This is a genomic window from Actinophytocola sp., assembly GCF_035634895.1.
Taxonomy (GTDB): domain Bacteria; phylum Actinomycetota; class Actinomycetes; order Mycobacteriales; family Pseudonocardiaceae; genus Actinophytocola.
Map to the genome: position 1 here is coordinate 55,513 of NZ_DASQCC010000190.1, position 12,448 is coordinate 67,960.

A 12,448-nucleotide genomic window follows, 5' to 3' on the forward strand; every position below is an offset into this window, starting at 1 on the left:
ACCCTACGGAACCGGTGAGACGAATCACGCGGGCACCCTTTCCCACAGCGCCCACGGCCGCACGCCACGCGTGTAGCCGTCGTCGAGCATGGTGCGTTCCTTCACCGTGTCGGTCGGCTGCCAGAACCCGCGGTACGGGTAGGCGAGCAGGCGGTTGCGCTTGGCGAGCTCGACACAGCCGTCGCCGACGAGGTCGCCGCCGTCGGGGATGTGGTCGAAGATCTCGTCGCGCAGCACGAAGTAGCCGCCGTTCTCCCACATCGGCATCTCACTGACCGCGGTGATCGAGTCGACCCGGTTGTCCTGGCCCATCTCGACGCAGTGGAAGGAGGACTGCGGCGGCACGACCATCATCGACGCGCCGGCCTCGGCGTTCTTGAAGCGGTCAATCATCTCCGGCAGCGGCGCGTCGGTCAGCACGTCCGCGTAGTTGGCCAGGAACATCTCGTCGCCGTCGAGGTACGGGCGGACGCGCCGCAGCCGCTCGCCGATGGCCGACTCGATGCCGGTCTGCACGAACGTGATCCTCCAGTCGGCGATGTCCGTCGACAGCAGCTCCGGCCTGCCGTTCTCGAGCACGAAGTCGTTGGACGTGGTCTCCTCGTACTCGAGGAAGAACTTCTTGATGTGGTGGGCGCCATAGCCAAGGCACAGGATGAACTCCGTGTGCCCGAAGTGGGCGTAGTAGCGCATCACGTGCCAGATGAGCGGGCGCGGCCCGACCATGGCCATCGGCTTGGGCACGTCGTCGGCGGCGCCGTTTCGCATCCGCATGCCGTAGCCGCCGCAGAAGAGGACTACCTTCATGACTTGACCTCGACGATCTCGAGATGCGGGATGGGGAACACGAGCTTTCCGCCCCATTCGCCCACATAGGACAGTTGCGCGGTCAGCTCCGCGCGCAGGTTCCACGGCAGGACCAGGACGTAGTCCGGTTTGTCGACGGCGATCTGTTCCGGCGGCAGGATCGGGATCCGGGTGCCTGGCGTGTACCGGCCGTGCTTGTACGGGTTGCGGTCCACCGTGTACGAGAGCAGGTCCGGCCGGATGCCGCAGTGGTTGAGCAGCGTGTTGCCCTTGCCCGGCGCGCCGTAGCCGACGACGGTGCGGCCGCGGGCGGCCGCGTCGACCAGGAATCTCAGCAGGTCGCGCCGCACGCCGGCGACCCGGCGGGCGAACTCGGTGTACCCGGCCAGCTCGTGCAGTCCCGCGGCCTTCTCCCTGGCCAGCACGTCGGTCACCCGCTGGGTCGGCTCGCCCGCGTTCCCGGCGGGCTGGGCCAGCAGGCGGATCGAGCCGCCGTGCGTCGGGACCAGCTCGACGTCCACAAGGGACAGTCCGCCGCTCGCCAGCGCCTTCTGGGCGGAGGCGACCGTGTAGTACTGGAAGTGCTCGTGGTAGATCGTGTCGTACTGGTTGAGCTCGATCAGGGTCAGCAGGTGCTGCACCTCGATCGACACCCAGCCGTCGTCGGCGACCAGCGCCCGCAGGCCCTTCGTGAAGCCGACGACGTCCGGGATGTGCGCGTAGACGTTGTTGGCGACGACCAGGTCCGCCGGCCCGTGCTCGGCACGGACGGCCGCGCCGGTCTCCGGCGACAGGAACTCGGTGACGGTCGGCACACCCTTCTCACGCGCCGCCGCGCCCACGTTCACCGACGGCTCGATGCCGAGGCACCGGATGCCCTTCTCGACCACGTGTTGCAGCAGGTAGCCGTCGTTGGACGCCACCTCGACCACGAACCCCGGCTCGATCCGCGCGACCTGTGCCTCGACGAAGTCCTTCGCGTGCTGCACCCACGAGGTGGAGTACGACGAGAAGTACGCGTACTCGGTGAAGGTCTCCTCCGGCGTGATCAACGGCGGCAGCTGGGCCAGGAGGCATTCCGTGCACAGGCGAAGGTGCAGGGGATAGGTCATCTCCGGCTCGTCGACCTGCTCGGCCGACAGGAACAGCTCACACGGTGGAGTGGCGCCGAGATCGACAACGCTGGCGAGGTTCGTCGAGCCACAAAGTCGGCAGTTCATCTAGTAGGCCCCCTGACCACCGAGCACTGCCCGGAAGGTCTTCCACAGGATCATCGCGTCCATCGCGAGTGACCAGTCCTCCACGTATCGCAGGTCCAGGCGGACCGCTTCTTCCCATGACAGGTCGCTACGTCCGCTGACCTGCCACAACCCGGTCAGACCGGGCTTGACGAGCAGCCGGCGCCGCACGTCCGGCTCGTACCGCGCGCTCTCCTCCGGCAGCGGCGGCCGAGGCCCGACGAGCGACATCGAGCCGGTGAGCACGTTGAACAGCTGCGGCAGCTCGTCGACCGAGTAGCGCCGCAGAACGGAGCCGACGCGGGTGACCCGCGGGTCCTTGCGCATCTTGAACAGCACGCCGGCACCCTCGTTGACGGCGGCGAGCCGCTGCTTGACCTGGTCGGCGTTGCGCACCATGGTGCGGAACTTCCAGATCTTGAACTCCCTGCCGTCCTTGCCCACGCGGCGTTGCGTGTAGAACACCGGCCCACGGCTGTCCACCGCGATCGCGACGGCCGCGAACAGCAGGAACGGCAGGCTGAGGGTGATCAGTGTCACCGCGCCGACCCGGTCCATCACGCCCTTGACCACGCGGCGCATGCCGGTGAAGACCGGGGCGCTGACCCGCAGCAGCGGCATGCCGAGCACACCGGTGACGTGCAGGCGCGGTCCCGCGACCTCCATGAGGGTGGGGGCGACGACCATCTCGGCGCCGCTGCCCTCGAGCTGCCATGCGAGCCGCTGCAGTCGGCGCGGGGTCCAGTAGGAGTCGGCCGTGACCGCGACGATGCGGTAGCCGCCGCGGCGGACGTGGTCCGCCAGCTCGCCGAGGGTGCCGATCACCGGCACGCCTTCGACCTCCATGCCGATCTCGCCCTCACCGTCCACGGTGCAGATCGCGTCCACACGCCATCCCACGTGTGGCGCTTCCTTCGTGCGTTTGATGAGGTCACGGACGGTGTCGATGCCACCGGCCGCCATGACCGGCAGCAGGCACTCACCGTCGTAGCGTGCACGGTGGAGCACCTGGCGTAACAGGTAGCGGAAGCCGAGCGCGACGACCGCGGTCGCCGGTATGACAATGAACACCCACGACCGCGTCGAGACGACGCCCGTCGCGAGCCCCGCGAGCCCGAGCGCGACGGCGCCCGAGAACATGCCGCGGCCGAGGCGGACGTACTCCTCCGCGCCCTGGCCGAGGACCGTCGGGTGCCACGCCCGGTTCATGGCGAGCGAGCAGATCACGGTGACGACCGACAGGAAGCCGATCGTGATGTCCTTGAAGAGCTCCGCGCCACCGATGCTGAGGATCCCGCCGATACCGACGCTCACGAGGATCGTGACCAGCACATCGCTGGTGATCACGTAGCGCCGGTACTGGGGTTCCCAGCTGTTGACAGGGGGTTGTGTGGGTCGGTTGAGGCCCCGCAAGATGACCGATCTTCGCCGCGGAGCACGTAGCTGCTGGTAACGCATCGTGGTCCCCCCACGCATATGCGCATGCACGCATAACGGGTTGTTGGGCGTCCCCGAAGCCCAGAAATGGACGAAATTCGTTGCGACCCAACGAGTCGGATTGCCCCTGCCGGTCCGTGGTCGCGTTCACTGATTCGTTTGGCGATGCGCCGCCGTTACACGGACAGTGAGTCACTCCGTTGCGTGACGTTCGAGGTCACAGGTGGTCATCGGACCGGTAACGGGCGTTACCAGCTAAGTTCTACAATTGTCCGTGATCACTCAGTGATCGAATGCTCCGTTCGTGTCATCGGGTACCACTCGTCTGTCGCAGGCTCACCCGCCAGGTTCCAACTCCAGGTGGTGGTTGGAGTGATTCGGGTGAAGGTCCCCGGCCCGACCATGCCGACCCGCTGGACGGGCTCACTCGCTCGCCCGTACACCCGAACCCCACGCGCGACGAACGGTCGAAGCGACACGAGGTCGTCGACAACCAACGAGACCAGGTGGCGTCCGGCGAGGATGTTGCGAATCTTGCGGGTGCCGACCACGGTAGGGCCGCCCCCGACCCAGAACCCCACCCCGTAGAACTCGAACGCGACGGGCACCACATCCGGCTGCCCGCCGTCGCCCAGCGTGGCGAGCCGGGCCAGCGGCTGGGTGTTCAGGTAGGCGATCTCCTCGGCGCTGAACATGACGTCTCCTTCCGTCCGCGGCCTACACGAACGGCACGGCCGGAGATCGACAGGTCAGTAGCCGCCACGGTCGTCGTAGGAGTCGTCCTGGCCGCCGTAGCCACCGCGGCCGCTGTAGCCGCCCCGCTCGCCGTAGCCGCCGTAGGCCTTCGGCGTCCGGGGCCGGGCGGCCACCCGTTCGGCCCGCCGCTGCGCCCGGGCCTCCGACGCCAACCGGCGCGACTGGGCGGCGGCGAGAAACCCACCGGCGATCACGGCCACCCCGCCGACCGCGCACACGATCCAGGAGATGATCGTGGCCCGGTTGGTGAGCGCGTCGTAGAAGGCCCCGGCCAGCTCGGGCTGACCACTTCGTGCGGTCACCTGGCTACGCGCGAGGAACAGGAAGAGCACCAGCAAGATCATCATCACGACGAGCCCAATGCCGCCGACGACCATCGTCCGCCCACGACGGGCGGAGAGGACGACTCCGCCCAGAAGGAACAGGGCAGCCAGCACGGGCAGCAACACGCTCATCTTCTCGAGCAGGTCGAAAGCGGGCACCAACTGCCGAACCGCCGGCCGCGAGATCAACTGCACCGAAGCGTCGATGGCCGGGATCTGGTTGGCGAGCGGCACCCCCTCGGCCACCATCCGCTGTTTCAGCTTCGCCGCGACGTCCCCGAGGTCGAGAACGATCGCGTCCCCTTTGACACCGAGGCTGCCGCCCTGCTCCCCCCGCAACATGGCGAGCACCTCGGGATGCGCCTCCTGGTTGACGGAGACCCACAGCTCCTTGAAGTCGGGGCTGGTGACGAAGGAGTCCACACTCTTCTGCACCAGCGGCTGAGCCGACTCGGGCAGCCCCTTGTCCGCCAACGCCTGGGTGATCTGCCCGGCCACCTCCTGCTGGATGGCGGGATCATCGGCCAGGGGCGTCACCGCGGCGAGGTAGGTCTGCTCATTGGTGACCTCGCCGACCAGCGCATAGGCCGCCACGGCAGGCGCGGCGAGAAGAAACCCAAGAACAACAAGGATGGTGCCGATTGTGGTGCGCACAGTCCCGCACCCTAGCGGCCCGCGAACACCCCGTGGCAACAAGAAACACAAAAGGCCCCAGCCCGAACCCGGACCGGGGCACCTGTGGCCAGGGGCGGGATCGAACCGCCGACCTACCGCTTTTCAGGCGGTCGCTCATACCAACTGAGCTACCTGGCCAAACCGAAACGGGCGCAAACCACGCGTCCGCCGAAGGCGAGGCCACCACGCTGGGTCAACACCAACCGCACCGTGGGGGTGTGGGGGCTCGGCCCCCAACGAAATAAGAGAGCGGCCAAGGTCTGCGCCTTCCGCAGACACAAACCATCCACCGCTCTCGCGACCCTGACGGGACTCGAACCCGCGACCTTCGCCGTGACAGGGCGACGCGCTAACCAACTGCGCCACAGGGCCATGCTGTACTACATGCTCTCAACGGGACTCGAACCCGCGCTGCCGCCTTGAACAATTGTCAGCGTTCTTCTCAAGGCTTACTGCCAGCACCGTTCGGAGCAGTGGTTGAGACTCTAGCAGACCCCGACCCCATGATTTTCGGGGGTCTCGTGCTACGGATCGTGGTGCGAGACCCCCGATGTGAAGCCAATCTACGCAGCGAAGATCAACACGTAGCCGAGGTCACACGTCATCTCCGACATGTGTACGGTACCGTTTCGTTTATCAGCGGGAGGGACCCATGGATGTCGAGCGACCTGCACCGTCGTCTCGGGGAGTCGGGCGGGAGGACGCCATTCTGGCGGCGGCGGCGGAGCTGGTCACCGAGATCGGCTACGAGCGTGTGACCGTCGATGCGATCGCGGCCCGCGCCAGGTCGTCGAAGGCCACGATGTACCGGCGTTGGGCGGGCAAGGCCGAGCTGGTCGCCGAGGCGTTGCGGCGGTCGGCCGAGGGCGCGGACACGACGCCGCCGGACACCGGAACGGTGCGTGGCGATCTTCTCGACGCCGTGGCCGGCATCACCCAGGCCGTGACCGGCACGGGCGGGCCGGCGCTGTTGGGACTGGTCGAGGGCATCCGCTCCGACCCGGCCCTGCGCGAGCTCATCGCCGACCAGATCAGCCGACGCGGCCGCGTCGAAGCCGAGATGATCTCCGCCCGCGCGCGCACCCGTGGCGAGGATGTCGCGACTGAGCGGGTCGTGCTGGCGTTGGACGTGGCCATCGCCAGGGTCCTCCTGCTCACCCTGCTGCGCGGCGTGCCGCTCGATGAGGCCGCGCAGCGGGACCTCGTCGACGAGGTCCTCCTCCCGCTCCTCGGCCTCACGCACTGATCCCCACGCTGGCGTCTGAAAGAGAATCGTCATGCACAGCACCCTCACCACCGACATCGAGCAGTTCCCGATCCACGTCCCCCAGGGCGACCTCGACGACCTGCGCACCCGGCTCACTCTCACCCGGTGGCCGGGCATCGAGACCGTCACCGACACCAGCCAGGGCCCCACCACCGGGGCGATCCGGGCGCTGACCAGCTACTGGGCCGAGACCTACGACTGGCGCCGCGCCGAGGCCCTGCTCAACGGCATGGGCTCCTACCGCATCACCATCGACGGCCTGGACATCCACTTCCTGCACGTGCGTTCACCCGAGGCCGACGCGCTGCCGCTGCTGATGACCCACGGCTGGCCCAGTTCCGTGCTCGACTTCGCCAAGACGGTCGGACCGCTCACCGACCCCGCCGCTCATGGTGGCGACCCCCGGCAGGCGTTCCACCTGGTGATCCCGTCCCTGCCGGGCTTCGGGTTCTCCGCCCAGCCCGACACCACCGGCTGGGGCTTCCCTCGGATCGCCGACGCCTGGATCACCCTGATGGACCGGCTCGGCTACGACCGCTGGGGCGCCCACGGCGGTGACCTGGGCACCGCAGTGACCAACACCATCGCCGCGAAGGGCATCCCGCAGCTGGCCGGTATTCACCTCAGCATGGGCATGTTCGGCCCCGATCCCGACGAGATCGCCGACGCGACCCCCGAGGAGCAGGCCATGCTCGCGAGTGCCGGCCATTTCTGGGACAAGCTCTCGGGCTACGCGAAGGAACAGGGCACCCGCCCGCAGACCATCGGCTATTCCCTCGCCGACTCGCCGGTCGGTCTTGCCGCCTGGATCTACGCGATGTTCCAGGACACCTGCGCCACCCCCGGTGACGCGCCGGCGTCGTTCACCTACGACGAACTGCTCGACGCGATCATGATGTACTGGCTGCCCAACGCCGGTGCGTCATCCGCGCGCATCTACTGGGACATGCTCAACGGCGGCGCACCCACGCCTGTCACGACCGCCTCGCCGATCGCCGTGCCGACCGGGTTCATCCAGCTCGCCGGCGAGCATGTCCGCAAGAGCCGGCGCTGGATCGAGCGCCGCTACACCGACCTCGTCCATTTCGCCGAGAGCCCCGGCGGCCACTTCGCCGCGCTCGAGAACCCCGAGGCGCTCACCGCCAGTATCCGCGCGACCTTCGCCACGCTGCGCTGAGCCCCACCATCCCCAGGAGACCTCTCATGTCCGACACCCCAACCGTCCTGCCCGACGACCTGATCGACCTGCTCCGCCGGCCCAGCCCGTGCTTCCTCTCCACCGTGATGCCCGACGGATCACCCCAGATGACCCAGACCTGGGTCGATACCGACGGCCACCACATCCTGATCAACACCGTGGTGGGCTACCGCAAGGCCAAGAACATCGCCCGCGACCCCCGTGTGGCCATCAGCGTGACCGACCCCGACGACACTTCGCGTTACTACGCGCTCCGTGGGCACGTCATCGACTACACCACCGACGGCGCGGCCGAGAACATCGAGAAGCTCTCCCACAAGTACCTCGGCACACCCCACCCCAACTTCAGCGGCAAACCCGAGACCCGGTTGCTGCTCACCATCGCGGTGGACTCCATCGCCCACGCGCCCTTCGCGTAGCGGCCATGAGCGTCACACCATCAGCCAGGGCTACGTCCTTCGTCCTGTCGCCCGCTGACGCACCCGCCTACTGGAACGTCGGCACCTATTGGCGAGTACTCGCCGACGGAACGCAGACCGACGGGCGCTCCTGCACGTTCGACGAACTGTGCCCCCACGGGCTTGTCGCCCCACCCCATGTCCACGATGACGAGGAGGAAGCGTTCTTCGTCCTCGAAGGCGACTTCGTGTTCACCGTGGACCAGGACGAGATACCCGCCGGCCCCGGCAACCCACGACCTCCACATGCTGGGCACACGTCAACGAGAAGTCCTCGCGCTGATCGCGCAGGGCCGCACGAACTCGGCCATCGCACAACGGCTGGACCTGACGCTGAAGACGGAAACGCCCGGTGCGACCCTTTGCGGGGGTTGACGCCGCGTGTGTCAGATCCGCGCCGTTCAGGAAAGCCTCGTCAGATCCATAAAAGTTAGCCTTGCGCGGGCCAAGTCTTCGCTGGCAAGTCTACTCACAGTTTGCGAACTCGCTCGCCCGATCGAGCGAATATCGCCGCAGGAATGCTTCTTCGCCCGTGGTGGCGAGTTACTCTAGGGTCGAGCGATCTAACGTAGGGATGGATGTTATGCCCTGACAGTCTGTACAGGGCTGCGATTGCATGCATGGCGTGGAGGAGGACGCACGCTGAAGGTTCAATTCGAGCATTGACCCTCGCTGAGCCGGGGGTCCTCTCCTGCGCAGAGGATCCTGTCGTTCGTGGGTGAACTAAGGACTCTGTTGCCAAGGATGCGAGCATGCCTACAAACAGCGTGAACCGCCTGTCCGTGCAAGGCCTGCGCTTCGTGGTTGACCGAGGGAAATTGTTTGCGGTCCGGGTGCGAGAGTATTGGTTGAGGGTTCTAGTGAGTCTGGGGTTCCGGCAATCGGAGTCGAGAATCTCCGCCGATTCGCAACGGTACTGGACCCGGACCGACGGGAAGCGGTGGGCTGCGGATTCACACTTGCGTGACGCGCCGGTTTTTGACGGCAGTGACCTGTGGTCGCGGATTGGTCGCGAGCACCTGGACTTGTTCGAACGCGGCGTGCGTATGGTCGGGTTCACGCGACCGTGGCATCGGGTCGTTGAGTGGGGATGTGGTGGCGGCGCGAACGCTGTGCACTTCGCGCCGCGCGCGCGGGAGTTCATCGGCATCGATATCTCGAAAGAGACGCTCGACGAGTGTGCCAAACAAGTTGCGTCCCTATGTGACACACCGTTCCGTTCCGTGCACATCGACGTCGCCCATCCCGAACGGGTGACACGGTTGAATGTTGGACAGTGTGACATTTTCCTTTGTTTTTATGTATTCGAACTGATTCCCACGCCAGAATATGGGGAACGGATTCTCCGTATCGCTCGCGAGCTTCTAGCCCCAGGCTCACTCGCGCTTATACAGATCAAGTACGACGACGGCCGGTTGCTGACCAGGCCCCGCCGTCGGTCCTATGTCACCGCGCTCGCCGACATGACGACTTACTCAATCCCATCCTTCTGGCAGTTGGCCGAGAAATGCGGATTCGTGCCAGAGATGGTTTATCTGGTTCCAAAGAATGAGCTCGACGAGCGGTACGCCTACTACTTCCTGACCAGGGAGGGTTAGGCTGCACGTCGTGGGGCGGCGTCGGCGCTGCGGTCGATCCAGCCCCAGCGCACGGCCCGCCGGTAGGCGCCGCTGATCAGGTAGTGGATCTTGCGGATGGTGCCGGGCTGCAGCGGCCGGCAGCGGTGTCCGTCCTCGGGTTGGCGGTTGTCGCAGTGGTCGCGGCAGCGGCGCAGCGCGGCATACAGGTAGTCGAGGACTTCGGGCGTGACCGCGGAAAGGCGAAGGTGTCCGAGCCGGGGTTGGAGGTGTCTGGTCACCGTGTGGCGGTAGGAGCGGCGGGTGGTGTCGGTGGCGTGCACCAGGTCGACGTGGCGGTCCAGCAGCTCGGTGACGGTGACGTCGGTGCGGGGGTGGCGGCGGTCGCGGACCTGGTCGACGAGACGGCGGCAGGCCACTTCGGCGTCGGCGAGCGCGGCCGGACCGCCGGGGACGGTGCGGCTGAGGTAGCGCTGGTGGCCGGTGACGGGATGGACGTCGGCGTAAACCCGCACCCGCAACGAACCACTGGGCAGGCGGCTGATCGAGCCTCGGGCACCCCGCCTGGCCGGAAGGATCCTGCGGCTCAGCGGAATGGTGGTCTTGTCATGGGCCATGCCATGCGATCCTTTCCAAGATCGCTGGCTGCAAGCCTCTCGGTCGCACCTCTCGGGCCTAGAAACCGCCGTCTACCTGCGGTTTTCTGACCTCGCACCACGTCAGCGGCGGGACGTGCTCCCAACGGGATTCGAACCCGCGCTGCCGCCTTGAAAGGGCGGAGTCCTAGGCCGCTAGACGATGGGAGCCCGGGTTGCCCGCTTGGAGCACCGAAAGCATAAGACATGTGCCCCTGGGCCCGCCAAGCGGGTATCCGGAAGCTGTCTACCTCGGCGAACCCGGGTCCACCATCGACTGGCTCGTCGCTAGCGGCGGACGGGTGGCACTCCGTCCTCGCTGGGCACGAGGCCCAGCATGTCCAGCAGCTCGCGGCAGTCCTCGACGCTCTGTGCGCCGGCAGCCACGGCGAGCTGGGCTCGCCTTACCTGCTCGTCGGACACGCGTGAGGTCTCACCGGTGCGTTGGGCCGGCACACCGCCAGTGCCGAAATTGAGGGCGGTGTCCCGCGATTCATGTTGCAAGAGGAAGTCGCGAACTTCGACTGGGCCGCTCATGTCGCCTCCCCGACCATCAGGTTTCGGGGAAGGCTATGAGACGGAGGGGGCCCGCCACAGCCCCCCGAGGAGTGAATCCTGGGCGCACGGATAGTAGTCGGGGCCGATCATGCGACCAGCCGGCGGACAGTCTCAGCGCCGATGGCGCCATAGGTGGGTCACCCGAATGGCCGCATCAGACCACTGTGGACATGCCGCGGCCTCCCTCGGAGGGTTCCCTGATCGAGATGCACCCATTAGGAGTCGCCGCGACCTGCGGTAACGGCGAATCGGACACGTCGACGATCTTCGACGTCCACCGGGGCACTGGCATGACCTGTGGCCACCACGCCGCCGCGGTGAACGCGGAGCCGGTCGGGTCGGCGCTCGCCGCGGACGTGGCCGTGAGCCTCAAGACCAGCGGCTTCACAATCATGAGCGCTGGGAGCTGAGTGAGTCGCGGCCGGGGAGCTGCTGGAGGTACGACCGAGATGTCCACAAAGGCAGCACGGCAGGACCGGCCCCGACCGGAACGGCGGTTGCCCAACTGGACATCTTTGCAGTTCAGCGGCATAGCAGGTGGAGAGTTGCGCTCGATCATGGGCACTCGGTGAATAGTTCTCTATAAGTTTTCACCTTTGCCCCCTCGCAAGAGGCGCGTGCGCGTGCAACAATCGACTCGCTGACACACCCCCGGTCAGCGCCTGTGGAGATCCCCTCCGGCCCCCGCGTTCCTCCCCCTGGCGCGGGGGCCTCTCCATACGCTCCGGCGAACTGTGTTCGCGGGGCGCGCTCACCGGGTCGCTTCTTCGTTGTTTTGGGGGTGCAACCCCCAAAACCCCGCCCGGCGGGGCTTCGCCCCCCGGACCCCCGGCGCTGCGTTCTTCGCCCTGTCCCGGCGCTTCGTTCCTCGTCCCGGCGCTTCGTTCCTCATAGTGTGCCGGCGCTTCGTGCTTCGCTCTTGGGCCTGGGGGCCTTGGGCCCTGTGTCGCTCGTGTTCGTCGTGGGGCTTGGGCTTTCTTCTCATCTGTCAGACGGTCGTTGGGTGTGGTCGGGTTGCCTTGGGTGGGTACTTGGCCTTGGGGCTTCTTGTTACTTGTTGGCCGGACGGGGGGCTGGCGGGGTTCGCTTGCTGGGGAAATACGGAGGGTGTTGTGGCGCTCACCGGTAAATGTGGTTGCCTTGCTGGTCAGACCGCAACCGGTTCGTTATCCTCCTCTGGTGCTTTTCACCGGACGTAGTCGACCCAGTGGTAAGCCGGCTGTTGAGGCCGGGGACCCAGGACGCCATCGCACCGAAGCCGCGCCGGCCGAGGAGGGTCTTCCCGACCACGACCTCGAGTCGTACCTGGCCGCCCTTTCACCCGAGGGCGACCCGGAGACGACCGGTTCCGGCCGGCGGTTCGGGGGGTCGCAGGTCTACCAGCTGCGCCTCTCGCTGATGGCGAACGAGCAGCTGCGGGAGATCGCGGCTTACAACCAGACCTCGCCGCTCGCGCTTGCCCAGGAGTGGGTCATGCAGCGGCTCGAGTGGGAGGCGCAGCAGCTTCCCCGCCGCTGAG

General features: G+C 66.8%; 14 protein-coding genes, 3 tRNA genes and 1 pseudogene. 8 read left to right on the plus strand and 10 right to left on the minus strand.

The annotated features are described in order from the left end of the window. Positions 1-24: 24 nt before the first annotated feature. The 7 genes from VET29_RS28425 to VET29_RS28455 all read right to left on the minus strand — a co-directional run bounded on the left by VET29_RS28425 (position 25) and on the right by VET29_RS28455 (position 5,608). The gene (locus VET29_RS28425) at positions 25-807 is read right to left on the minus strand and encodes a glucose-1-phosphate cytidylyltransferase (RefSeq protein ID WP_324925964.1); all 783 of its coding nucleotides are present in this window, start codon (positions 805-807) and stop codon (positions 25-27) included. Continuing rightward, the gene (locus VET29_RS28430; protein ID WP_324925966.1) at positions 804-2,027 is read right to left on the minus strand and encodes a class I SAM-dependent methyltransferase; all 1,224 of its coding nucleotides are present in this window, start codon (positions 2,025-2,027) and stop codon (positions 804-806) included. The genes VET29_RS28425 and VET29_RS28430 overlap by 4 nt, the downstream gene beginning before the upstream one ends. Then, complete coding sequence (locus tag VET29_RS28435; protein WP_414636635.1) at positions 2,028-3,521, minus strand: sugar transferase; 1,494 nt, start codon at positions 3,519-3,521, stop codon at positions 2,028-2,030. 239 nt (positions 3,522-3,760) lie between these two features. Beyond that, positions 3,761-4,177 carry a PPOX class F420-dependent oxidoreductase gene (locus VET29_RS28440; protein WP_324925970.1) on the minus strand — a complete coding sequence of 139 codons (417 nt, stop codon included), beginning with the start codon at positions 4,175-4,177 and terminating at the stop codon, positions 3,761-3,763. 54 nt (positions 4,178-4,231) lie between these two features. Next, positions 4,232-5,215, minus strand: a complete 984-nt coding sequence (locus VET29_RS28445) for a hypothetical protein (protein ID WP_324925972.1) — start codon at positions 5,213-5,215, stop codon at positions 4,232-4,234. 85 nt (positions 5,216-5,300) lie between these two features. Continuing rightward, positions 5,301-5,374 (minus strand) — tRNA-Phe (locus tag VET29_RS28450). Positions 5,375-5,534: 160 nt separating this feature from the next. Then, a tRNA-Asp gene (locus VET29_RS28455) sits at positions 5,535-5,608 on the minus strand. A gap of 280 nt (positions 5,609-5,888) precedes the next feature. Between VET29_RS28455 and VET29_RS28460 the strand changes: the two genes are divergently transcribed. The 6 genes and pseudogenes from VET29_RS28460 to VET29_RS28475 all read left to right on the plus strand — a co-directional run bounded on the left by VET29_RS28460 (position 5,889) and on the right by VET29_RS28475 (position 9,757). Next, positions 5,889-6,482, plus strand: a complete 594-nt coding sequence (locus VET29_RS28460) for a TetR/AcrR family transcriptional regulator (protein WP_324925974.1) — start codon at positions 5,889-5,891, stop codon at positions 6,480-6,482. Between the two features lie 31 nt (positions 6,483-6,513). Next, positions 6,514-7,680, plus strand: coding sequence for an epoxide hydrolase (locus VET29_RS28465; protein WP_324925976.1), 1,167 nt, complete (start codon positions 6,514-6,516; stop codon positions 7,678-7,680). A 26-nt stretch (positions 7,681-7,706) separates the two neighbouring features. Beyond that, positions 7,707-8,120: a TIGR03618 family F420-dependent PPOX class oxidoreductase gene (locus tag VET29_RS28470; RefSeq protein ID WP_324925978.1), complete on the plus strand. Its 414-nt coding sequence runs from the start codon at positions 7,707-7,709 to the stop codon at positions 8,118-8,120. Between the two features lie 5 nt (positions 8,121-8,125). Beyond that, positions 8,126-8,377, plus strand: a pseudogene (locus tag VET29_RS44165) (cupin domain-containing protein); the annotation flags it as partial. 28 nt (positions 8,378-8,405) lie between these two features. Then, positions 8,406-8,534, plus strand: coding sequence for a LuxR C-terminal-related transcriptional regulator (locus tag VET29_RS44170; RefSeq protein ID WP_414636637.1), 129 nt, complete (start codon positions 8,406-8,408; stop codon positions 8,532-8,534). A gap of 377 nt (positions 8,535-8,911) precedes the next feature. Beyond that, positions 8,912-9,757: a class I SAM-dependent methyltransferase gene (locus tag VET29_RS28475; protein ID WP_324925980.1), complete on the plus strand. Its 846-nt coding sequence runs from the start codon at positions 8,912-8,914 to the stop codon at positions 9,755-9,757. Here the strand turns inward: VET29_RS28475 and VET29_RS28480 are convergent. From VET29_RS28480 to VET29_RS28490, 3 genes are all read right to left on the minus strand, one after another. Beyond that, a complete protein-coding gene (locus VET29_RS28480) occupies positions 9,754-10,353 on the minus strand; it encodes a hypothetical protein (protein ID WP_324925982.1) in 600 nt (199 codons plus the stop codon). The two genes, VET29_RS28475 and VET29_RS28480, sit on opposite strands and share 4 nt — an antisense overlap. A 116-nt stretch (positions 10,354-10,469) precedes the next feature. After that, a tRNA-Glu gene (locus VET29_RS28485) sits at positions 10,470-10,542 on the minus strand. A gap of 117 nt (positions 10,543-10,659) precedes the next feature. Continuing rightward, entirely contained in the window at positions 10,660-10,908 is a 249-nt protein-coding gene (locus VET29_RS28490) for a hypothetical protein (RefSeq protein WP_324925984.1), read from the minus strand. A gap of 227 nt (positions 10,909-11,135) precedes the next feature. Between VET29_RS28490 and VET29_RS28495 the strand changes: the two genes are divergently transcribed. Both VET29_RS28495 and VET29_RS28500 read left to right on the plus strand, forming a co-directional pair. Then, a complete protein-coding gene (locus tag VET29_RS28495; RefSeq protein WP_324925986.1) occupies positions 11,136-11,339 on the plus strand; it encodes a hypothetical protein in 204 nt (67 codons plus the stop codon). 769 nt (positions 11,340-12,108) lie between these two features. Beyond that, positions 12,109-12,447, plus strand: coding sequence for a hypothetical protein (locus VET29_RS28500; RefSeq protein ID WP_324925988.1), 339 nt, complete (start codon positions 12,109-12,111; stop codon positions 12,445-12,447). Position 12,448 lies beyond the last annotated feature (1 nt).

Excerpts from the sequence above, each read along its gene's own strand:
- VET29_RS28430 (WP_324925966.1), bottom strand. The coding sequence starts at position 2,027 with ATGAACTGCCGACTTTGTGGCTCGACGAACCTCGCCAGCGTTGTCGAT.
- VET29_RS28435 (WP_414636635.1), bottom strand. The coding sequence starts at position 3,521 with ATGCGTGGGGGGACCACGATGCGTTACCAGCAGCTACGTGCTCCGCGG.
- VET29_RS28480 (WP_324925982.1), bottom strand. The coding sequence starts at position 10,353 with ATGGCCCATGACAAGACCACCATTCCGCTGAGCCGCAGGATCCTTCCG.
- VET29_RS28425 (WP_324925964.1), bottom strand. The coding sequence starts at position 807 with ATGAAGGTAGTCCTCTTCTGCGGCGGCTACGGCATGCGGATGCGAAAC.
- VET29_RS28440 (WP_324925970.1), bottom strand. The coding sequence starts at position 4,177 with ATGTTCAGCGCCGAGGAGATCGCCTACCTGAACACCCAGCCGCTGGCC.
- VET29_RS28470 (WP_324925978.1), top strand. The coding sequence starts at position 7,707 with ATGTCCGACACCCCAACCGTCCTGCCCGACGACCTGATCGACCTGCTC.
- VET29_RS44170 (WP_414636637.1), top strand. The coding sequence starts at position 8,406 with ATGCTGGGCACACGTCAACGAGAAGTCCTCGCGCTGATCGCGCAGGGC.
- VET29_RS28460 (WP_324925974.1), top strand. The coding sequence starts at position 5,889 with ATGGATGTCGAGCGACCTGCACCGTCGTCTCGGGGAGTCGGGCGGGAG.
- VET29_RS28475 (WP_324925980.1), top strand. The coding sequence starts at position 8,912 with ATGCCTACAAACAGCGTGAACCGCCTGTCCGTGCAAGGCCTGCGCTTC.
- VET29_RS28465 (WP_324925976.1), top strand. The coding sequence starts at position 6,514 with ATGCACAGCACCCTCACCACCGACATCGAGCAGTTCCCGATCCACGTC.
- VET29_RS28490 (WP_324925984.1), bottom strand. The coding sequence starts at position 10,908 with ATGAGCGGCCCAGTCGAAGTTCGCGACTTCCTCTTGCAACATGAATCG.
- VET29_RS28495 (WP_324925986.1), top strand. The coding sequence starts at position 11,136 with ATGCACCCATTAGGAGTCGCCGCGACCTGCGGTAACGGCGAATCGGAC.